23 protein-coding genes are annotated in these 20,019 nt (G+C 36.4%); 14 read left to right on the forward strand and 9 right to left on the reverse strand.

The window, feature by feature from the left end; translation table 11 throughout:
- The first annotated feature begins 7 nt into the window (after window positions 1–7).
- From KI369_RS18305 to KI369_RS18320, 4 genes are read left to right on the forward strand one after another with little or no spacing between them, the layout of a single operon-like run.
- Entirely contained in the window at window positions 8–889 is an 882-nt protein-coding gene (locus KI369_RS18305; protein WP_212956878.1) for an SGNH/GDSL hydrolase family protein, read from the forward strand.
- Entirely contained in the window at window positions 886–1,803 is a 918-nt protein-coding gene (locus KI369_RS18310) for an ABC transporter ATP-binding protein (protein ID WP_212956879.1), read from the forward strand. Before KI369_RS18305 ends, KI369_RS18310 begins: the two co-directional genes overlap by 4 nt.
- Window positions 1,796–2,788 carry a DUF2705 family protein gene (locus tag KI369_RS18315; protein ID WP_212956880.1) on the forward strand — a complete coding sequence of 331 codons (993 nt, stop codon included), beginning with the start codon at window positions 1,796–1,798 and terminating at the stop codon, window positions 2,786–2,788. The genes KI369_RS18310 and KI369_RS18315 overlap by 8 nt, the downstream gene beginning before the upstream one ends.
- 19 nt (window positions 2,789–2,807) lie before the next feature.
- Window positions 2,808–3,485, forward strand: a complete 678-nt coding sequence (locus KI369_RS18320; RefSeq protein WP_212956881.1) for a uracil-DNA glycosylase — start codon at window positions 2,808–2,810, stop codon at window positions 3,483–3,485.
- Window positions 3,486–3,526: 41 nt separating this feature from the next.
- Here the strand turns inward: KI369_RS18320 and KI369_RS18325 are convergent, their stop codons facing one another.
- The 3 genes from KI369_RS18325 to KI369_RS18335 form a co-directional block, all read right to left on the reverse strand.
- Window positions 3,527–3,820, reverse strand: a complete 294-nt coding sequence (locus KI369_RS18325; protein ID WP_000953396.1) for a DUF3817 domain-containing protein — start codon at window positions 3,818–3,820, stop codon at window positions 3,527–3,529.
- A 209-nt stretch (window positions 3,821–4,029) separates the two neighbouring features.
- The gene (locus KI369_RS18330) at window positions 4,030–4,851 is read right to left on the reverse strand and encodes a Cof-type HAD-IIB family hydrolase (RefSeq protein WP_000221382.1); all 822 of its coding nucleotides are present in this window, start codon (window positions 4,849–4,851) and stop codon (window positions 4,030–4,032) included.
- Between the two features lie 228 nt (window positions 4,852–5,079).
- The gene (locus tag KI369_RS18335) at window positions 5,080–6,363 is read right to left on the reverse strand and encodes a purine/pyrimidine permease (protein WP_212956882.1); all 1,284 of its coding nucleotides are present in this window, start codon (window positions 6,361–6,363) and stop codon (window positions 5,080–5,082) included.
- Between the two features lie 94 nt (window positions 6,364–6,457).
- On the opposite strand from KI369_RS18335, the gene KI369_RS18340 reads away from it, so the two are divergent.
- The 3 genes from KI369_RS18340 (at window position 6,458) to KI369_RS18350 (ending at window position 8,174) form a co-directional block, all read left to right on the forward strand.
- Window positions 6,458–7,450, forward strand: a complete 993-nt coding sequence (locus KI369_RS18340; protein ID WP_212956883.1) for a potassium channel family protein — start codon at window positions 6,458–6,460, stop codon at window positions 7,448–7,450.
- Between the two features lie 6 nt (window positions 7,451–7,456).
- Window positions 7,457–7,741: a YwdI family protein gene (locus KI369_RS18345; RefSeq protein ID WP_212956884.1), complete on the forward strand. Its 285-nt coding sequence runs from the start codon at window positions 7,457–7,459 to the stop codon at window positions 7,739–7,741.
- Window positions 7,742–7,805: 64 nt separating this feature from the next.
- Entirely contained in the window at window positions 7,806–8,174 is a 369-nt protein-coding gene (locus KI369_RS18350) for a DUF423 domain-containing protein (RefSeq protein ID WP_144614839.1), read from the forward strand.
- Window positions 8,175–8,205: 31 nt separating this feature from the next.
- Here the strand turns inward: KI369_RS18350 and gerQ are convergent, their stop codons facing one another.
- The 4 genes from gerQ to hemQ all read right to left on the reverse strand — a co-directional run bounded on the left by gerQ (window position 8,206) and on the right by hemQ (window position 11,484).
- Complete coding sequence (gerQ, locus tag KI369_RS18355) at window positions 8,206–8,643, reverse strand: spore coat protein GerQ (RefSeq protein WP_000068638.1); 438 nt, start codon at window positions 8,641–8,643, stop codon at window positions 8,206–8,208.
- 27 nt (window positions 8,644–8,670) lie between these two features.
- Entirely contained in the window at window positions 8,671–9,093 is a 423-nt protein-coding gene (gene cwlJ / locus KI369_RS18360; RefSeq protein ID WP_212956885.1) for a cell wall hydrolase, read from the reverse strand.
- 174 nt (window positions 9,094–9,267) lie between these two features.
- Window positions 9,268–10,539 carry a serine hydrolase gene (locus tag KI369_RS18365; protein WP_212956886.1) on the reverse strand — a complete coding sequence of 424 codons (1,272 nt, stop codon included), beginning with the start codon at window positions 10,537–10,539 and terminating at the stop codon, window positions 9,268–9,270.
- Between the two features lie 201 nt (window positions 10,540–10,740).
- Window positions 10,741–11,484, reverse strand: a complete 744-nt coding sequence (gene hemQ / locus KI369_RS18370; RefSeq protein ID WP_001287602.1) for a hydrogen peroxide-dependent heme synthase — start codon at window positions 11,482–11,484, stop codon at window positions 10,741–10,743.
- A gap of 279 nt (window positions 11,485–11,763) precedes the next feature.
- Here hemQ and pta point away from each other — a divergent pair, with 279 nt between their 5' ends.
- Entirely contained in the window at window positions 11,764–12,735 is a 972-nt protein-coding gene (gene pta / locus KI369_RS18375; RefSeq protein ID WP_000067215.1) for a phosphate acetyltransferase, read from the forward strand.
- A gap of 48 nt (window positions 12,736–12,783) precedes the next feature.
- Here pta and lipL read toward each other — a convergent pair whose 3' ends face one another.
- Window positions 12,784–13,629 (reverse strand): octanoyl-[GcvH]:protein N-octanoyltransferase, encoded by an 846-nt coding sequence (lipL, locus tag KI369_RS18380; RefSeq protein WP_212956887.1) that lies wholly within the window; start codon window positions 13,627–13,629, stop codon window positions 12,784–12,786.
- 173 nt (window positions 13,630–13,802) lie between these two features.
- Between lipL and KI369_RS18385 the strand changes: the two genes are divergently transcribed.
- Window positions 13,803–14,393, forward strand: coding sequence for a lipoprotein BA_5634 family protein (locus KI369_RS18385; RefSeq protein ID WP_212956888.1), 591 nt, complete (start codon window positions 13,803–13,805; stop codon window positions 14,391–14,393).
- A 26-nt stretch (window positions 14,394–14,419) separates the two neighbouring features.
- Here the strand turns inward: KI369_RS18385 and KI369_RS18390 are convergent, their stop codons facing one another.
- Window positions 14,420–15,112, reverse strand: a complete 693-nt coding sequence (locus KI369_RS18390; protein ID WP_212956889.1) for an RsfA family transcriptional regulator — start codon at window positions 15,110–15,112, stop codon at window positions 14,420–14,422.
- A gap of 285 nt (window positions 15,113–15,397) precedes the next feature.
- Between KI369_RS18390 and KI369_RS18395 the strand changes: the two genes are divergently transcribed.
- The 5 genes from KI369_RS18395 (at window position 15,398) to KI369_RS18415 (ending at window position 19,972) form a co-directional block, all read left to right on the forward strand.
- Window positions 15,398–15,622, forward strand: a complete 225-nt coding sequence (locus KI369_RS18395) for a YuzB family protein (protein ID WP_000526075.1) — start codon at window positions 15,398–15,400, stop codon at window positions 15,620–15,622.
- 318 nt (window positions 15,623–15,940) lie between these two features.
- Window positions 15,941–16,996 (forward strand): FecCD family ABC transporter permease, encoded by a 1,056-nt coding sequence (locus KI369_RS18400; protein ID WP_000388276.1) that lies wholly within the window; start codon window positions 15,941–15,943, stop codon window positions 16,994–16,996.
- Window positions 16,993–18,009, forward strand: a complete 1,017-nt coding sequence (locus KI369_RS18405; protein ID WP_212956890.1) for a FecCD family ABC transporter permease — start codon at window positions 16,993–16,995, stop codon at window positions 18,007–18,009. Before KI369_RS18400 ends, KI369_RS18405 begins: the two co-directional genes overlap by 4 nt.
- A gap of 15 nt (window positions 18,010–18,024) precedes the next feature.
- Window positions 18,025–18,837: an ABC transporter ATP-binding protein gene (locus tag KI369_RS18410; RefSeq protein WP_000212060.1), complete on the forward strand. Its 813-nt coding sequence runs from the start codon at window positions 18,025–18,027 to the stop codon at window positions 18,835–18,837.
- Between the two features lie 190 nt (window positions 18,838–19,027).
- On the forward strand, window positions 19,028–19,972 hold the full coding sequence (locus KI369_RS18415) for an ABC transporter substrate-binding protein (protein ID WP_000787743.1): 945 nt from the start codon (window positions 19,028–19,030) through the stop codon (window positions 19,970–19,972).
- The last annotated feature ends 47 nt before the right edge of the window (window positions 19,973–20,019 follow it).

Below are 20,019 nucleotides of genomic sequence, written 5' to 3' on the forward strand. Positions count from 1 at the left end.
ATGAGTTGTGAAAATCGCTTTTCAAAATTGCGTTTGGTATAATTATGGACAATCTATGAGGGCTAAAAGGGGTTTTGATATGAGATCAAAAGTAGTAAAAGTAATTCTACTCATTACAATTGCATCTTTCTGTTTATTTGCATATGGCTTTGTTTCAGGTGTAAATGATGTATTAAATCCGAAAGCTTCAAATTTAATTAAAAAGAACGATGTAGTGGCAAAAGAGAAAAAGAAAACGGGAACGTTACAAATCGTTAGTTTAGGTGATTCATTAACACGCGGTGTTGGTGATAAAGAAGGAATTGGCTATATTGGAAGAATGAAAGAAGATTTACAAAAAGATTATAAGCAAAAGGTTGCTTTAACTAACTTAGCTGTTAGTGGTGCAAAAATGCCGGACTTATTAAAACAAATGGAGAGTAGTGGCGCTCAATATTCAATTAAGCAAGCAGATGTAATCGTTTTAACAATAGGAGGAAATGATTTATTTCCAGGGTGGGAATCACTTGGAAAGATAGATTTAGAAACGTATCGTCCTGATACAGAAACTTTCCAAAATGAAGCGAAGAAAATTATAGAAGAAATTCGTAAGTTAAATACAGATAGTCCTATTTTTTGGCTTGGTTTATACAATCCTTTTGAAGATGTAGAAGATTTAAAAGGGTCTTCAAACATTGTTGTAGATTGGAATGCATCTTTAGAAAAATTAGCGCTAAATAATACGAATGTGTATATTACACCGACATTTGATTTATTCCAAAACCGCGGGAAAGATTTGTTATACTCCGATCATTTCCATCCGAATGAAGTAGGGTATACATATATGGCGGATCGATTAGTTCAAAATGTTGCGAGTAAATTAAAACTAGAACAAGGAGGGGTAAAATGACGACGATACTTTCCGTACGAGACGTGAAGAAGGTAATTGGAAAGAAGACAATTGTAGAGAATATTTCCTTCGATGTAAAACAAGGAGAAGTGTTCGGCTTCTTAGGACCAAATGGCGCTGGAAAAACAACTACTATTCGAATGTTAGTTGGATTGATTAAAGAAACAGAAGGTACGATTTCTATCGGTGGTTATTCTATTAAGGAAAATTTCAGAGAAGCGATGCGTCAAATTGGGAGTATCGTTGAAAACCCAGAACTGTATACATATTTAACGGGATGGGAAAATCTAAAACAATTTGCCCGTATGTTAGGTGGTATATCAGATGAACGTATTATTGAAATTGCTCAAATGGTTCATTTAGATGAAAGAATTCACGATAAGGTAAAAACATACTCACTCGGTATGAAACAGCGCCTTGGCATTGCGCAAGCGCTTCTTGGAAATCCAAAATTGCTTATATTAGATGAGCCAACAAATGGTTTAGACCCAGCTGGAATTAGAGAACTTAGGGAATTTATACATAAGCTTGTAAAAGAAGAAAATATGAGCGTGTTTATTTCAAGTCACTTGCTAAGTGAAGTGCAAATGATATGCGATCGCGTTGCTATTATTCATAAAGGAAAGATGATAACAGTTGCCAAGGTTGAAGAATTAATTAAAACGGCAAGTGATCGTGTAGAATGGATTGTTACACCGATTTCTAAGGCGAAAGATATGTTAGAAGCTGCTGAGGAAATAAGAGAAGTGAATGTAAAAGGTGAGCGATTACTATGCCGCATGGATATTGCATCTATAAGTAGTTGGAATAAACACTTTGTCGAAAATGAAATAGATGTACATAGCGTTAAGGAGCTTGTATTTACGCTAGAAGATTTATTTATTGAACTCACAAGGGGTGAGCAGCATGCGTGAATTTGCGAATTTAGTTTTAAATGAATCAGAGAAAATTTATCGTAAAAAGCGTATTTTTGTTGTCATGCTTATTTTAGCAATCTTGATCCCACTTTTTGTGTATGCTCAGTATCGTGAAGTAGAAACGACACAAAAAAGGCTAGGTACAACAGATTGGAAAGTTTCGCTGCAACAACAAATTGTTGATTCTCAAAACCGTTTGAACAATTCTAGATTACCAGAAGAATGGCGTGATTGGTTAAAGGTAAGAGTGGAGCAACAACAATATTATTTAGATCATGATATTAACCCGATGGCACCGGGCGCACCGACTTTTGTCAGAGCATTTATTGAACAAGGAATTACGTTATTTATTCCGCTTCTCGTAATGATTGTCGCCATTGATATCGTTTCAGGAGAACGAAGTGATGGGACGATGAAGATGTTACTTACGCGGCCGATTCGGCGCTGGAAAATACTCCTTAGTAAATACGTGACGATGTTATTTTTCATTTCGCTCATACTGTTTCTTGTAGGTTTGTTTGCTTACATACTATCAGGGCTTGTATTTGGGTACTCGGGATGGAATTTACCTGTTTTAACAGGATTCGTCATTGATAAGGAGACGTTAAATACGAACTTTGTGCACCTTATTCCGCAGTGGCAATACATCTTAATGGCGTATGGACTAGCTTGGTTTGTTGCTATCGTTGTCGGAACTATATCATTTATGGTCTCTGTTTTAATTCGTAATACACCAGCCGGTATGGGCGTTATGCTAGCTGCATTAATTGCGGGCGGTATTTTAAGCTCATTCGCAACATCTTGGGAAGGTGCGAAATATATTTTTAGTGTGAATTTATCATTAACAGATTATCTATCAGGGAAATTACCTGCATTACAAGGTTTATCGATGGGGTTCTCTTTAATGAATTTAACTGTATGGGCCGTTGTGTCCCTAATTATTTCGTTTGTAGTATTTACAAAGCAGGATATGGTGAATTAATTGGACGGGAAGTGAAAGCATGAAAAATGTTTTAACAAATGATTGGGGGCCATTATTGGCACCGGAATTTGAGAAAGAATACTATCTTACTTTAGCTGATTTTTTGAAAGAAGAGTACAGCACACATGTTGTTTATCCGAAAGTAGAAGATATTTTTAACGCTCTAGAATATACAAGTTATGAAAATACAAAGGTCGTTATTTTAGGACAAGATCCATATCATGGACCGAATCAAGCGCATGGTTTAAGCTTTTCTGTACAACCTAGTGTTAAAACACCACCATCATTGTTAAATATGTATAAAGAACTGCGAGATGAATATGGGTATGACATTCCGAATAACGGTTATTTAGTAAAATGGGCGGATCAAGGAGTATTATTACTAAATACTGTATTAACAGTTCGACAAGGCGAAGCAAATTCTCATAAGGGAAAAGGTTGGGAGCATTTCACTGATCGTGTAATCGAGCTGTTGAATGAACGTGAAAAACCAGTTATTTTCATATTGTGGGGACGTCATGCACAGGCGAAGAAGAAGTTAATTACGAATCCGAATCATCATATTATCGAATCTGTACATCCAAGCCCATTATCAGCAAGACGTGGTTTCTTTGGTAGTAAGCCATATTCTAAAGTAAATACGATTTTAGCTAATATGGGCGAAAGAGAAATTGATTGGGAAATTCCAAATTTATAAATAGAAAAGGTAGTTAACAGTCGTTAACTACCTTTTTATTATCATTGTTGCTCGTTCTTTAATTTTGCATCTAGCACAAAAGTACCAAATGGGATAACTGATGAAACGAATGCTCCAAGTGCCCATAAAATTGATTTACGGTGTACGATTGTTACTTGAATTACTGCAAAGATGAATAGAATAAATAGAACACCATGAGCCATGCCTGTAATTTTAACAGCTGTTGCAAATCCTGCGAAATATTTCAATGGCATTGCTACAAATAATAGTAATAGGAAAGAAATACCCTCAACTAGTCCAATTGCTCTTAATCTTCCGATTGGTGTAGATAACATAAAGTAGCCTCCTTTAACGTATGCCTGTATATAGTAAATTTGTATTCTTTTTCAAAATAAAATAGTCTATTTTGTTTCATTATATACAAAAAGAAAGTTTACACTACGAGAATAGTGCAAAGTTCAAAATATAGTCACAAAAGCATGAGAATTTAAATAAAAACCTATTTGAAGTATTTGACTTCAAATAGGTTTTGTGAATGAAAATATTAAACAAGTACATCCGTTTTTAAAACGAATTTCTCTACAACTTTTGCAACACCATCGTTCATATTTGTATCTGTTACGTAGTTTGCAATTTCTTTAATATCATCAGGTGCATTGCCCATTGCAACGCCAAGACCGGCAAATTCAATCATTGCTTGGTCGTTATAGCTATCGCCCATTGCGATAACTTCTTCACGCTTAATGCCAAGCTTTTGGATCAGTTTGTTTAAGCTCGTTCCTTTTGTAACACCGGCTTCTGTAAATTCTAAGAAGAATGGTTTCGAACGCATCACGCTTAATTGCCCTTCTAGTTGTTTTTGTAGTTTCTTTTCAACTTCAACAAGGCGTTCAGCCTCTTTGTTCATTAATACTTTTACTACAGGCTCTTTAACTGCGGCTTTAAAGTCATCTACTACAACAATTGGCATACCAGTAATATCGCCCTCAATTTCAGTATAAGGATTATTTTCTTCCGTTACGATATCATCGCCCATATAAGTATGAATCCATACATCTTCAGTTTTACTAATTTCAAATAGGTTGTGAACGATTTCAGGAGATAGCGTACTACTAAAGATTTCTTCGTTTGTTTTACAGTTAATAATTTTTGCACCATTAAAAGATAGAATGAAGCTGCCGTATTCTTCTAAACGAAGTTCTTTCGCTACATTGCGCATACCAAACGTTGGACGTCCAGAAGCAAGTACAACCTTTACGCCTTGCTCTTGTGCAGTCATTAATGCTTCTTTCGTACGAGGTGAAATAGTATGGTCATCACGTAATAAAGTATCATCTAAATCTAAAACAATCATTTTATAAGTCATATAGAAAATTCCTTTCTTTAATTGAAATCAAAATACATGTTCATGAAGATGTTGAGGAATAATAGTAAGACATCAAACCTCTTTGAAAAGAAGTAGATAAATTATTATGAGTTTGTTGCTCATAATATTGGTTAATAATCATTGGGGATGAATAAAACCCCAATGATTAAAGTTTGATTTTATCGTAACAACTCTAAAGGTAGAGTGCAATAATGGAAGTTTTCCAATTTAAGATATTTGTTTTGCTGTGGAACGAGAAAATAGTATTTCTAGCAAGATTGCCATTACAGATCCAAGAACGAGACCATTACTTAAAAATGATGCTAGAAATGGTGGAAGTGTGGAATATGCTCCTGCCGGAACAAACATAACTCCGACTCCTGTAAAGATCGAAAGACCAGCTACTTTAAATAATCGTTCTTTATCTTGTACTGTTTCGTATTCGCGAAAGGCGAGGCCAATCATGCTTGCGAATACAGGATAAATAGCGGCATAACCAACTGCAACAGGGATTGCTGCAAAGAATGAAGTAATCTTTGGAAATATACTAACGACAATAATAAAGCTTGACCCTAACATAAATGGGAGTCGCTTATAAATATTAGTCGTTGCAATAAATCCTGCTGATCCAGAAATAGCAACAGGTCCAATAGCTGAAAAAAGACCTCCTAGCAATTGATTGATTCCTGTTATAATGCCGGCTTGTTTGAAACGATCTGGTGCTGCATTCTCTTCATACTTAGAGACAATCCTTTGCACAACGCGAATACTTGCTAACATATTTGTTAGAAGTAATAGTGTAACGAAAACTACCGTAATGGCCATGTTCCATTCAATACGAGGCATTCCGAAAACAAATAGAGACGGAAAACGGATTATATCTGTCACAGGTGTTACTGGATTAGATAATCCGAAGCATGCGAATAATATCCAGCCGCAAACGATACTGAAAAGAACGGAATATTGTCCAATAATAGGTAGCTTCATGATGAAAAAGGATAGTAAAATAACAATGAGTGAAAGAATAAATACGTCAGCTTGTACTTCTGTATGTTGTCCGTCAAGGCCAAACATTCCCTTTAAGAAGGACCCGCTAAGTTGTGCGACAAGAAGAAATAAATATGTTCCAATGACTGTCGGTGTAAAATAGCGAACTAGTTTATCGATGAGTCCAAAAACGCTAAGAATAATACAAATGATACCACTTAATAGGAATGCGTACTGAAGGACTCTAAGCGTTTCATTGCTGGATCCAAATAATACGACGCCTAAACTTGCATAAAGGGAGAAAATGCCCCACCAAAGCCCTGCAGGACCTTCTTGAATAGGAAGTTTATGTCCGAATATAGCTTGTAGTAGGCCAGCAAAGCCAAGAACAAATAATGTTCTTTGTACGAATGCAATAGCTTCAGCACCATCGAGACCATAACTAGTTGCGACGCTAATTGGTACAATAAGGCTCCCAGCTAAAATAAATAGTGCCCATTGTAGGGCGGAAAGAAATGTTTTCATTATATCAACCTCTTTCATAGATTCCGTATCTAGTATATATGTATTTCATTTCCACTGGCAAAGATTGTAGATAGAGAAAAGAGTTGAAACACGATTGAATGCACGTAAGCAATTATGGATAGCAGTTATATGTATGACCTTTGTTGTAGTTCTAGGAACGTTAGGATTTATGGCGATTGAAGAGATTAGTTTGTTTCAAGCATTTTGGATGACGATGATTACTGTATTAACTGTTGGATACGGAGATGCCGTTCCTGTAACACATGCAGGAAAAGTTTTTGCGCTTCTTATCATACCGGTTGGTGTCGGTATTGTTACGTATGCAATTGGTGTAGTGGCAGCTATGATTATTGAAGGGAATTTATTTCATGCAGTGCGGAGGAAGAAGATGGACAAACAAATAGCACAGTTACAAAATCATATTATCGTATGTGGGTGCGGTAGAGTAGGACTTCAAGTTGTACACGAATTGCAAGAAAAGAAAATTCCATTCGTCGTCGTGGATAAAGATGAAAGTATATTAGAGAAGGAAAAACTTTTGTATGTACACGGAGATGCAACGGAAGACCAAGTGTTACATCATGCTGGAATTTCAAAGGCAGCTGGTTTAGTTGCTATCGTAGCAAATGATGCTGAAAATGTATTTATTACATTAACGGCAAGAGGATTAAACGATGCAATTAAAATTGTGGCAAGAGCGGAAAAACCAGAAACTGAAGACAAATTAAAGCGTGCTGGGGCGAATAAGGTTATTAATCCATCTAGCATGGCAGGAATTCATATTGCAAAAGGTATTGCGAATCCGTTAACAGTTCATTATATTGATACAGTACTGTATGGCGTGGAGCAGTCATTTGTAATTGAAGAGATTGCAGTCGGCGAGGGCTCTATTTTAGCTAATAAATCGTTACTAGAGAGTGATGTGAGAAATCAATTTGATGTAACAATTTTAGCGATTTTGAGAAATGGGAATGTTATACATAATCCAACGGGGCAGGAAAAACTACAAGAACATGATATGATAATAGTATTTGGTTCAGTAGAGAAGCTGGGACAATTTGAGAAAGAACTACAAAGTAAGAGGTGACAAGGAATGCAAATATCAAGTGATAAAATTTTAAATAAAATGGCGAATGAAATTGCAAAGGCAAAAAGCAGTGAAGGGCAAAAATCAAAAGAGCATGTATTAGTTGTGCGTGCTTTATGCGATTTACTATTAGATGAACAGGTTGAATCTTCTACGTATAGAGAGCCACAAATTCAATCACAAATCATCGGATCGCAACCAATAACGATGCAACCAATCACATCGGTTTCTGATGAGCCTGTATATATAAAAGAAAGTGATGCAAACGGTAATTCTTTATTTGATTTTTAGAAGATAAATCGTTTGGCTTATATGAAAAAATTGCTTATGATAAAGGTAAAAAAGGGGAATTAAGATGAAAATTTTCTTTTTACTAGGTTGTATTGCAGCAGGGCTAGCTGTTGCTTTAGGAGCTTTTGGAGCACACGGTTTAGAAAATAAAGTTTCTGCAAAAATGTTAGAAGTTTGGAAAACAGGCGTTACATATCAAATGTTTCATGCAGGTGGACTATTCGTAGTTGCTTTATTGATGGATAAAATTCAATCATCACTTTTAACTACTGCTGGCTGGCTTATGGTAGCTGGAATTATTATGTTTTCAGGCAGTTTGTATGCATTAAGTACGACAGGTATTAAGTTCTTTGGCCCGATTACACCTCTTGGTGGTGTCGCGTTTATCGTAGCATGGATCCTAGTCGGAACTGCAGTTGTAAAAGGGTTATAAAGAACAAAAGCTGGCATATGCCAGCTTTTTTTTATGGTCTTGGAGCATAAGTTGCTTGTTGACTAGGTAAATACGTAATTTCTTCTGGGAATTCTACATAATCTAAGTAAATCATTAATAGTAAATAACGTTTCCCTGATTGTGGTTCACTAATTACGATATGATCACGACCAGCAGCTTCGATAATACCTGTATACGATTGTGTACCGAGTGAGCTACCGCGCTCATAAGTCATTACAACTGTAGCTTGCTTGCCCTTGTTTAAGCGAAGGATGTTTTCAATATAGGATTGTTCTAGAGGTAACATGCCTTGAGAAATTGCATATTGGGCTTGCGCAGCTTGAGCTGCTTGTTGTTGCATCGCTTGCTGTTGTTGTTGCTGCCCAGCAGTCATTTGTTGCGGTTGTACATAAGTTCCAGATGGTTGATAAAATCCTGTTCCATAATACGGGTTTTGTTGCTGTGCCATTCAAAAATCCCTCCTCATTATCAATCCTTAATATACGCTAGGACAATCCTCGCCAGATGGCTGGAAGAAGCAGTGCTTTTTGAAGCGACCAGAGTTTTGTTGATTATACCAAGTTGGTGGACAAGGGCCTTCCGGTCTAAAAAACCATAAGGCAAAATTTGCAGGCCAAAAACGTTGTCCTTGAATCGTTCGCCTTGCTAAAGCGATATCTTGTGCTCTTGCACGTTGATAAAAATACCCTTTTTGCGTTGCCTCAAAACCACCAGGATTTTGATACACCATTTGACGTAAATTACGTATTTTTTTAAAATCTAAACAATTTCCTCGGACACGATTTACCCCAACATTTCCGACCATTAACATACCTTGTTGCCCTTCCCCTTCGGCTTCAGCACGCATCAGTCTAGCTAATAACTTTACATCTTCCTCGTTATAAGCAATAACACCCATTATGTGTCACCTCTCTTTTTGGAATACCTTGTGGAAAGAGGTTTATTTCTAGATGAAGTGTGTAACGATTACTAGTTCATACGTATGAGAAAAAGGACTCAGATATGACAACCAAACGAAGTTTTACATTGAGAGAGGAAAATAAAAAAGCTAGCGTGAACTAGCTTTTCATCATTAAAATACTTTAGACCATAAGTTTGAGAAGAAATCCCCAATAGAGCGCATTGTTAACACAAACCAATTTGCTTTTTCAACTTCTTCTGTCGTTTTTGCAGTAACTTTCATACTTTTACTACCGTCTAAGAAACCATATTTATCAGTTGATTCTAAAGTAATCGATCCTACTTTGGCATCCTTCTTAATAGGAGCAACTAAATGCCCATCTTCAGCAAGAGATTTATCTACTTCAGTCCCAATTTTATAAGGATCTTTGCTACCTTTTTTCGCAATTACGGTTATTTCTTTTTCCGGTGCAACAGTGACTTGATCTTCTTTCCCTTTTACTACAGAGATTGTGTTGTGTTTATCCACTTTTAGTTTTTGTTTTTCGAAATTATTAAATCCGTATTCAATTAATTCACGAGATTCAGTGAAACGCTCGTCCATTGATTTTGTTTTTATAATTACTGAAATGAGGCGTAAGTCACCACGTTTTGCTGTAATAGTGAATCCGTATCCAGCAGTATCAGAACTACCAGTTTTTAAACCATCTGCTCCTTCATAAGAGAAAGCGGCACCTGGCAACATCCAGTTCCAGTTTTCCATACGAATTGGTTTCGGATGATTATCTGGGAAGTTTCTAAATCTTTGTTTTGTATCCTCTAGCATTTCTGGATACTTTGTAATCATTGCTTTTGAAAGCATACCCATATCGCGAGCTGACATGGAATTTTCTCCATTCGGATCAGTTCCTTCAGGATGTTTTCCTTTTAAGTCAGCGTTATTTAACCCAGTAGCGTTTACAAATTTATATTTCTTTAACCCTAGTTTTTTTGCATGTTCATTTGCAAGATTTAAGAAGTTTTTCTCACTTCCTGCAAGAAGTTCTGCTAAAGCAATACTAGATCCGTTTGCAGAGAAGATAACGATAGAATGATATAGTTCCCTTACAGTATATTGGCGTCCTTTTTCGAACGGTACGTTAGAGAACTCGTTATTACGTGAAACTTCATAAGCATAATCAGAAATGTTTACCTTTGTATCCCACGTGATTTTTCCTTCTTTAATTGCTTCTAATACGGCATAAACAACAATTAACTTTGACATACTAGCGATAGCTAGTAATTCATCAGGATTTTGTTCATGCAGTATTTTTCCTGTATCTGCATCAAATAGGAGTGCAGCAGCTGCCTCAATGTGTATTTTTCCTTCCGCATGGGATGTTGTTACTCCTAAGGAAGAAATTGACAATAAAAACGCTAGTAAAATAGACAAGATTTTCTTCATATAGATTATCACCTTCGCATCGTTATTAGCATGTAGCTCGTACCATTTTAGCATAAATTTGGATATAGAAAGGTTACAATTTTGTAAGGAATTTGAAAGGGATTTGTCGATTTTTGTTCAAATTTGCGGAGAAAAGAAGTTTTTTGAAGAGAAATATAAAGGATAATAAAAAAAGGAACGAATTTCGTTCCTTTTTAAGATCTATATGTGTAAAAATTTCTCTACCTTTTCGTCTGGTAAAATGTTTCCAACGAAAAATGTTCCAAATTCACCATAACGAGCACTTACTTCATCGAAGCGCATTTCATATATAAGTTTTTTAAATTGAAGAACATCGTCAGCGAATAATGTTACGCCCCACTCAAAATCGTCGAATCCAACAGATCCTGAAATAACTTGGCGTACTTTACCTGCGTACTGGCGACCAATTTTACTATGACTGTACATCATTTTTTTACGTTCTTCCATAGGAAGCATGTACCAGTTGTCATCACCTTGGCGACGCTTGTCCATTGGATAGAAGCAAATGTGATTTGCTTTTGGTAACTCTGGATATAAGCGAGCTAAGATTTGTGGATTTTGGTATGGATCTTCATCAGCTGGAAGGTAGTTGCTTAGTTCAACAACAGATACGTAAGAGTATGCAGGAACCATATATTCAGCTAATGTTGTTTTATTCAATTCTGTCTCAATTTCATTTAACTCTTCCATTGTTGGGCGTAAAATCATAAGCATAATATCAGCTTTTTGGCCAACAACAGTATACATTGCATGACTGCCTTTTTTCGCAGTAGATACTTCGTTCCATTTTTCAACGACATTTAAAAATTCAGACACAGCTTGTCCGCGTTCGTCGCTAGATAATGTTTTCCATGCAGCCCAATCAATAGAACGTAAATCATGTAAACAATACCAGCCATCTAACGTTGTTGTTGCTTCACTCATTCTATTCACCTCAGTTAATGATAGTTTTACACGTTAACTATAGCATATATAGTTTTAAAATTATCTATATAAAACCTTGGCGCATAAAATTGTCACATTTAAATTAACTTAAAAATAGGAAGAGATAAGGATTAAAGAGGCTTTATTTCTATGCTGAATTTTATGAAAATATAATCATTTTTATTTTATCTATTTTTTGGGAGCTATAAGTTTAAAATAGAGAGGAAAAGCAGTATTCTTAAAGATAGAGTTTTTTAACATATGTAGGAGGGTTTATTCGTGAGCAACTTATTTACAACAGTAAAAGAAAAAGTTCAAGGAAAAGGCATTTCTATCGTACTTCCTGAAGGAACTGATGAAAGAATTTTAGGCGCTGCAGAGCGTTTAGCAAAAGAAGAGTTAGTAAAACCAATTTTAGTTGGTAATAAAGAAGAAATTAGCGCAAAAGCTGCTAGCATGAATTTAACATTAGCAGGCGTTGATATTTACGACCCAGCTACATACGAAGAAATGGATGCAATGGTAGCATCTTTCGTTGAACGCCGTAAAGGTAAAGCAACTGAAGAAGACGCTCGCAAAATCCTTAAAGACGAAAACTACTTCGGTACAATGCTTGTATACATGGGCAAAGCACACGGTTTAGTAAGTGGTGCAGCTCACTCTACAGCTGATACAGTTCGTCCAGCACTTCAAATCATTAAAACAAAACCAGGCGTTACAAAAACTTCTGGTGTATTCATCATGGTACGTGAAGAAGAGAAATATGTATTCGCTGATTGCGCAATTAACATTGCACCAAACAGCCAAGATTTAGCTGAAATTGGTATCGAGAGTGCGAAAACTGCTGAACTATTCGGTATTGATCCACGCGTTGCTATGTTAAGTTTCTCTACAAAAGGTTCTGCGAAATCTCCGGAAACAGAAAAAGTTGTAGAAGCAACTCGCATTGCAAAAGAAATGGCTCCTGAATTAACTTTAGATGGAGAATTCCAATTCGATGCTGCATTCGTACCATCTGTAGCTGAGAAAAAAGCTCCAGGTTCTACAATTAAGGGTGATGCTAACGTATTCGTATTCCCAAGCTTAGAAGCTGGTAATATTGGCTACAAAATCGCTCAACGTTTAGGTAACTTCGAAGCAGTAGGACCAATCTTACAAGGTTTAAACATGCCTGTAAATGACCTATCTCGTGGATGTAACGAAGAAGAAGTGTACAAGTTAGCTTTAATTACAGCTGCTCAAGCACTTTAATTTTATAATGAATTGAAATAAAGACCGTCGCTATAATAGCGACGGTCTTTATTTTTCTAAGCCAAGTGCTTTATTGTTACGATCAATAATACGTTGTAAATTCGTCTCATATAAAGGTATTTCATCTATTGTTAATTGAGATGGTGTTAACTTTGGAGCGAATTGCTGCAATGTTTTTAAAAGGCGCATCATTAAATCTTGTACTGTAACGGTTTCGCCAAGTAATTCTGAAAGTGAAGCCATCGTACTCGGTACAATTTCAGGATACGTAAAGCGTGTTTCTTCTCCTTGAATGGCTAGGTTGTAGAAATCACGAACGAGTGCGGCACGTTCAGAGCCACTTCCTGTAGCGCATAGATAAATTTGGACAGCGACACCACCGCGAATACGGCGCTGTGAAATACCAGCAAATTTTTGATCGCGAATACTTAAATCGTAGCTACCAGGACAGTAAGAACCAACGATCTCTTTTGCCTCGATTGTAACATCGTAATCCTTTAACATTTCCTGAATTAAATGCCACATTGTATCGTATCCAAGATCAATATCGATGCCTTTTTCCGTCTCTTGGAATAAAAGTGATACGTTTAAAACACCTTCATCCAGTACGACTGCAAGTCCGCCAGAATTACGGACAATAACATTGAAGTTGTTTTCTTTTAAAAAGGAAATGCCTTCTTCTAAGTGTGGTAGGCGTGAATCTTGAATGCCAAGAACAATTGTATTGTGATGAACCCAAGAACGCATTGTTGCAGCTGATTGACCATTTCCAATGCTTGTGCACAGTGTGTCATCCATTGCGAATGATTGCAATGCATGGAATGTTGGTCCCAAACTAGACTGATCTACAATACGCCACTCTGGCTGAGATAAAATGGAACGGGAATTGCTCATATAACTAACCCCTTATCTTTAAAATGACAATCTCTATTATAGCAAAAATATAGAAAGTAGTTTTAGGGAGAAATCTTACTAAATTGTAATGTTGTTGTAAGGAAAGTAAATTGGTTAAACTAGCTGCGATAGTTAAACTAAGAGATGTAATTATGATTTTAGGAGGAATACAAATGAAAAAAGTGAAATTAGGACTCGTAGCGATTATGTCAGCTGCTGTATTTAGTGGTTGTTCTATTATGGATATGATTGCACCACAAGCAAAGGGTGTTGTGATGTATGGAGATGAAACTGGCGTTCAAAAAACAATGGATCAATATAAAGATAAAATTGAATCCCAAAGTAAATTTGAAGCAAAACTAGGTATTGTTAATGAGAAAAAGGTTTTAATTATGAATAAAACAACAGCTGAAAAGATTGTAAAAGAAAATATGCTGAAAAAAGTCGTGAAAGAAGATGTGGAACCACTTAAAGCATTGCCGGCTATTTCTGATGAAGCTGGAATCGTATTTGCTAAAGAGGAACAAAAAGATGTAGTAATTGCGGGAAAGAAAATGAAGTATGAAGGTAATGTAGTAATTGGTGATGCACGCAAATATACAGATATGTATGCAGTTGTTAGTGATACGGAATATGCAAAAATAAGTGAACCGGTAAAAACAATTGGTTTAGCCGCCTTTAAAGAAAATCCAAAGGAAAAAATTTTCCCAGATATAAAGAGAGATTCGAAAGTAGAAGAAGCACATATGGTTGAAGTGAAATAAAAAAGGATGCATGTAATGCATCCTTTTTATTCTGCAATTTTTTCTAAATTACCGTTTCGATCCATTCGGAAGGATGTTTGAGAACGTTCTTCGTCATCCATGACTGCCAACTTACGAGCGCGGTTCATAATGTTCATAAGTGTTTCGTAATCTTCTTGTACAGTATGAGATTGTTTTTCTAATTTTTCTAGTTTCTTTTCTAGTTCTTCATTTCGAAGGATTTGTGATTTAATTTCTTGTTTCAATCTCGTATTCTCGTTTTCAAGAGCTGTCACTTTTATATTGGAAGATCCGACTGTTTGTAAAAAATAAATAACATCTTGCATTGTCATAGAGCTTTTTGCAGCAGGAACGGTAGTTTCTTGATATGGAATAGCTTCTTTATATTGTACAATTGATTCCTCTTGTACGAATTCTTCATAATCAGTTATCGAATCTGAAGCTGGTGGTGTATAAAGTAAACGTTTTTTCGCTTGTTCACCGCTTGCAGCACGCATTTTATCTTTACGATGTTTTTTTGCTAGTTGAAGAGCTTGTTCATAGCTATAGCGAACAACAGCATTCCAACGGAAACCACAGGCAGCCGATGTACGATTTAATTGATCCCCTACTTCTTCAAATGCATTTAATTGCGTACTTCCTTCTCGAACGTGACGAAGTACAGTTTCAGCAAGTAATAAATCATCCTCATCTGTCCAAGCATCTTGTCTTACTTTCATAGATTCAACTCCCTTTCTTTTTATGAACTTCCTATTTTTATAATGGGCAAAAAAACGAGCTTTTATACAAAGCTTTTAAAAATATGGTAGATTTCGATGAAGGGTATAAATTTTTTCCAAGAATGACGAAAGCTTCTGTAGGAGAACATATAAATATGTAGCATTATATGAGGAAAGAGCGTCGCAAGGAAACTTGCAACGAGCTTCAAAGAGCGGTAAAATACCATTTAGTGTTTATTTTTAAATGTACTTGAGAAAAGTTTAAAATAGAGGAAGTGTTATATAATGGGAAACGAATTTCGTGTGTGTGATGATTGTCAGGCAACGAACGTTAAAACGTTGATTCCAAAGCTAAAAAAAGTAGATTCATGTGCAACGATTGAAGTTGCATGTCAGTCTTACTGTGGTCCTGGTCGTAAAAAATCATTTGCATTTGTAAATAACCGTCCAGTTGCGGCACCAACAGAAGACGAATTAATTGTAAAAATTGAAGCAAAGTTAAATAAGTAAGGAAAAGAAGAGTGAACAGATTACTCTTCTTTTTTTATGCCCATAAGAGGAAGGATTTATTCTGTGGCAGGTTAATTGGTGATGATAATAGTTAATAACAGATAAACATTATCTATTTATTAAGGTCTTAACCTATATGAATTTGTATTTCAAAATAATGGTTGACAGTCTTTTGAAGCGATAGGTAGAATAGAAGGTGTCTGATTCTGAGAATCATTATCAGGAAAAGGACGATTCATTTAATTTTTTTATTACTATTTGAGAATAAATTTCATTTCATTAAATTAAATATATGTTGTTGGTTAGGATGGTTGAGGGATGGAAGCGAGCGCAAGGAGTATAGAACAGCAAGATGTGAATGTTAAAGAGATTAAGAGCAGGCCGCTCATTGCTTCTATTATTTTAGTAGCAGGTACAATTTTGTTAGCTTTAAGCATGGCATTGTCTATTTCGTTTGGTGCTGCAGATATTAGTTTAAAGACTGTATGGCAAGCTGTATTTCAGTTTGACGGTTCTATTACGCATCATAACGTAATTCAAGAACTTCGCATGCCTAGAGCAATAGGGGGCGTAGTTGCAGGTGCCTTTTTAGCAGTATCAGGGGCAATTATGCAAGGTATGACGCGAAATCCACTTGCTTCTCCGTCGTTAATGGGGATTACAGATGGGGCTGTATTTGGAATTGCAATTATGTATGCATTCTTCCCTAATTCACCTTATTTAATGTTCGTTATCGCATCTTTTATTGGTGCTGCGTTTGGAGCGAGCATTGTATATGGAATTGGATCTTCCTCACCAGGTGGATTAACGCCTGTGAAATTAGCTTTAGCAGGTGCAGCAATTAGTGCTTTATTAGGGGCCATTTCATCTGGAATTGCGCTATATTTCAACCTTGCCCAAGAGGTGAGTATGTGGAATGCAGGCGGAGTTGCTGGCGTGAAATGGGAAAGTATTAATATGTTAGTACCGATTGGTCTAGTTTGTCTCTTTATTGCAATTATGATGTCGAGGTATATTACAATTTTAAGCTTCGGTGAAGAAATTGCGATAGGACTTGGTCAAAATACGACGCTAATTAAATTTATCGGAACAGTACTTGTTCTTGTGTTAACAGGTTCTGCGGTTTCTATGGCAGGATCGGTTGGATTTGTTGGCCTTGTAATCCCGCATATGACTCGTTTCCTTGTAGGCTCAGACTATAGATGGGTTATTCCATGTTCTGCAGTCTTAGGCGGTCTGTTAATTGAATGTGCAGATATGTTATCTCGCGTTATTAATCCGCCGTTTGAAACGCCAATTGGAGCAATTACAGCACTAATTGGAGTTCCATTCTTCCTCTACTTAGCACGTAACGAAGGGAGAGGAAAAATGTGAGGACAAGTGTCTTAACAAAGAAGAACGTTTCTATTTTAACAATTTTAGTAGGATTAATCGTTACTGTATTTTTAGTGAGTTTAAATACAGGGACATTTAAAATACCGCCAATGGACGTATTAAAGTCATTGGTTGGACTTGGGGCTGAAGATCAGTCTGTTATTTTATTTGAATTCCGTATGCCGCGTATGGTTATTGCTATACTGGTTGGATCTGCTTTAGCTATGTCAGGGGCAATTCTGCAAGGGTTATCGCGAAATCCACTTGCTGATCCAGGTATTATTGGTATTAACGCTGGAGCAGGGTTAACAGTCGTTATCTTCGTCTACTTTTTCTTCGGGAAAGTTGGAACTGGTACATTTTTATCTGTATTTATTCTTCCTTTCTTCGCGTTAGTTGGTGCGATATTAGCAGCAGTTATTATTTATTTACTAGCATGGAAAGACGGCGTTTCATCAACGAGATTAATACTTGTCGGTATCGCTGTTGCAGCCGGGTTTGGTGCTGTTAGTTTAATTTTTTCTATGAAGATGACATCTAACGATTTCCGTTTTGCTACGATTTGGTTAGCAGGAAGTCTATGGGGCACAGATTGGAAGTTCGTACTAAGTGTACTTCCATGGATGGTTATTTTCTTGCCACTTGCTATTAGTAAGGCACACATATTAAATGTAATGAACTTAGGCGACTCCACAGCTGTTGGCCTTGGTGTAAATGTAGAAAAAGAAAGACGTAAATTATTATTTATTGCAGTTTGTTTAGCTGGTGCATCTGTCGCTGTTGCTGGAGGAATTGGTTTTATCGGTTTAATGGCTCCGCATTTAGCGAGGCGCCTTGTTGGTGGTAAACATCAAATTATGCTGCCTACTGCTGCACTAATAGGGACGTTTTTACTTTTATTCGCAGACGTAATTTCAAGAAGTGTGTTAACAACTTCAGAAATACCGGTCGGTCTTGTTATTTCTGTAATTGGTGCACCGTATTTTATATACTTACTTATGAAGACAAAATAAAGGGAGGCTTTTTGTATGGCAACTTTAGCAGTTGATGCGGTATCTGTTGGCTATAATGAAGGGTTAATTATTGATGGATTAACAGTTGAAATTCCGGAAGGGAAAATTACAACAATTATTGGACCAAATGGTTGTGGGAAGTCCACATTATTAAAAACGGCTTCTCGTATTTTGAAGGCGAAAAAAGGTACTGTTTATCTTGACGGAAAAGCAATCGAGAAACAACCAACGAAAGAAATTGCAAAGAAAATGGCAATTTTACCACAGACTGCAGAAGTGCCAACTGGCCTTACTGTGTTTGAACTCGTTTCATACGGACGCTTTCCTCATCAAAAAGGATTTGGAACATTGAAGGAAGAGGATTATCGCTACATTCATTGGGCACTTGAAGTGACAGGAATGACAGAATTCGCAAATCGTCCAGCAGAGGCGTTATCGGGTGGACAACGTCAACGTGTATGGATTGCGATGGCTCTTGCACAAGGGACAGAATTACTCGTATTAGATGAACCGACAACGTACTTAGATATGGCCCATCAATTAGAAGTATTAAACTTATTGAAAAAATTAAATGAAGAAGAAGGTAGAACGATTGTTATGGTTATCCATGACTTAAACCATGCTTCTCGTTTCTCAGATCATATGATTGCATTAAAAGCAGGTAAGTTAATGAAACAAGGAACGCCAGATGAAGTGATGACGAGTGAAACACTTCGTAATGTATTTGAGATTGAGGCTCAAATCGTTCCATGTCCAGTAAACTGTAAGCCAATTTGTTTAACATATGATTTAGCGATGATTAGTAATCAATTGCGTAAAAAAGCATAAGTAGAATCCCCCTCGTAAAGAGGGGGGCTTCTAATGGACGTTGAGCTTCTTATTAGTAAATAGGAAGTTGAACACCCGTTAGAACGGGGCATAAACAACAATTAATAAATATATATTGATTAATTGTTAATCTTGTTTCTTATAGTTCACTGTAACTTATAAGAGAAATACAGCTAGAAGGAGTGGGAACATGAAGAATTTTAAAATGGCGTTATTAGCAATGGTACTAGTCGTTACTTCTGTACTATTTGCAGCTTGTTCTAACAAAGAAGAGAAGAAAGCAGATGCGAAGGATGCGAAAACTGAAGAGCGCACTGTACAACATGCAAAAGGGGAAATTAAAATCCCTGCAAATCCAAAGAAAATTGCTGACCTTAGTGGTTCAACAGAAGAATTATTAATCTTTGGTATGAAACCAATTATTACTGCTAATACATCTCAAGAAAAAATTGATGCACATATTGAAAAGAAATTAAAAGACGTAAAACCAGTTGGCTCTGCTTGGGGCGATAAAATTAACATCGAAGCAGTAGCTGCTGCAAAACCAGACTTAATTCTTGTAAACAATCGTCAAGAAAAGATTTATGATCAATTATCTAAAATTGCACCAACAGTTATGTTAAAAACTCCATTAGACCAATGGCGTCCAAAATTCGAAGAAGTAGGTCAAATCTTCGGTAAAGAGAAAGAAACAAAAGAATGGTTCAAACAGTATGATGAAAAGGCAAGCAAATTACATGACAAAATCGTTGCGAAAACTGGCGATGCTAAATTCATGAAAATGGCTGCATATCCAAATGCCTTCCGTGTATACGGTGACTACGGTTACGGTAGCGTAATCTTTAATGATTTAAAATTACCAGCAGTTAAAGGTACACCAACTGATAAACCGTTAGTACAAGTGCAAAAAGAAGCTTTAATCGATTACAACCCAGATTACTTATTCGTATTTACGACTGGTGACGGTTCTCAGCGCCTAAAAGAATTCCAAGAAGAATCAATTTGGAAAAATATGAACGCTGTTAAAAACAACCACGTATTTACAATTAAAAACGAAGAATTAAACAAAGGTTACTTCCCTCTAGGTAAAGAAATGATCTTAGATGAAGTTGCTGAGTTCGTTTTAGGGAAATAATGTATAAAGAAAAAATCACTTTTACCCCGGTAAAAGTGATTTTTTCT

The organism is Bacillus sanguinis, assembly GCF_018332475.1.
Taxonomy (GTDB): Bacteria; Bacillota; Bacilli; order Bacillales; family Bacillaceae_G; genus Bacillus_A; species Bacillus_A sanguinis.

Excerpts from the sequence above, each read along its gene's own strand:
- KI369_RS18310 (WP_212956879.1), top strand. The coding sequence starts at position 886 with ATGACGACGATACTTTCCGTACGAGACGTGAAGAAGGTAATTGGAAAG.
- KI369_RS18315 (WP_212956880.1), top strand. The coding sequence starts at position 1,796 with ATGCGTGAATTTGCGAATTTAGTTTTAAATGAATCAGAGAAAATTTAT.
- KI369_RS18320 (WP_212956881.1), top strand. The coding sequence starts at position 2,808 with ATGAAAAATGTTTTAACAAATGATTGGGGGCCATTATTGGCACCGGAA.
- KI369_RS18325 (WP_000953396.1), bottom strand. The coding sequence starts at position 3,820 with ATGTTATCTACACCAATCGGAAGATTAAGAGCAATTGGACTAGTTGAG.
- KI369_RS18330 (WP_000221382.1), bottom strand. The coding sequence starts at position 4,851 with ATGACTTATAAAATGATTGTTTTAGATTTAGATGATACTTTATTACGT.
- KI369_RS18335 (WP_212956882.1), bottom strand. The coding sequence starts at position 6,363 with ATGAAAACATTTCTTTCCGCCCTACAATGGGCACTATTTATTTTAGCT.
- KI369_RS18345 (WP_212956884.1), top strand. The coding sequence starts at position 7,457 with ATGCAAATATCAAGTGATAAAATTTTAAATAAAATGGCGAATGAAATT.
- KI369_RS18350 (WP_144614839.1), top strand. The coding sequence starts at position 7,806 with ATGAAAATTTTCTTTTTACTAGGTTGTATTGCAGCAGGGCTAGCTGTT.
- gerQ (WP_000068638.1), bottom strand. The coding sequence starts at position 8,643 with ATGGCACAGCAACAAAACCCGTATTATGGAACAGGATTTTATCAACCA.
- cwlJ (WP_212956885.1), bottom strand. The coding sequence starts at position 9,093 with ATGGGTGTTATTGCTTATAACGAGGAAGATGTAAAGTTATTAGCTAGA.
- KI369_RS18365 (WP_212956886.1), bottom strand. The coding sequence starts at position 10,539 with ATGAAGAAAATCTTGTCTATTTTACTAGCGTTTTTATTGTCAATTTCT.
- hemQ (WP_001287602.1), bottom strand. The coding sequence starts at position 11,484 with ATGAGTGAAGCAACAACAACGTTAGATGGCTGGTATTGTTTACATGAT.
- lipL (WP_212956887.1), bottom strand. The coding sequence starts at position 13,629 with ATGAGCAATTCCCGTTCCATTTTATCTCAGCCAGAGTGGCGTATTGTA.
- KI369_RS18385 (WP_212956888.1), top strand. The coding sequence starts at position 13,803 with ATGAAAAAAGTGAAATTAGGACTCGTAGCGATTATGTCAGCTGCTGTA.
- KI369_RS18390 (WP_212956889.1), bottom strand. The coding sequence starts at position 15,112 with ATGAAAGTAAGACAAGATGCTTGGACAGATGAGGATGATTTATTACTT.
- KI369_RS18395 (WP_000526075.1), top strand. The coding sequence starts at position 15,398 with ATGGGAAACGAATTTCGTGTGTGTGATGATTGTCAGGCAACGAACGTT.
- KI369_RS18400 (WP_000388276.1), top strand. The coding sequence starts at position 15,941 with ATGGAAGCGAGCGCAAGGAGTATAGAACAGCAAGATGTGAATGTTAAA.
- KI369_RS18410 (WP_000212060.1), top strand. The coding sequence starts at position 18,025 with ATGGCAACTTTAGCAGTTGATGCGGTATCTGTTGGCTATAATGAAGGG.
- KI369_RS18415 (WP_000787743.1), top strand. The coding sequence starts at position 19,028 with ATGAAGAATTTTAAAATGGCGTTATTAGCAATGGTACTAGTCGTTACT.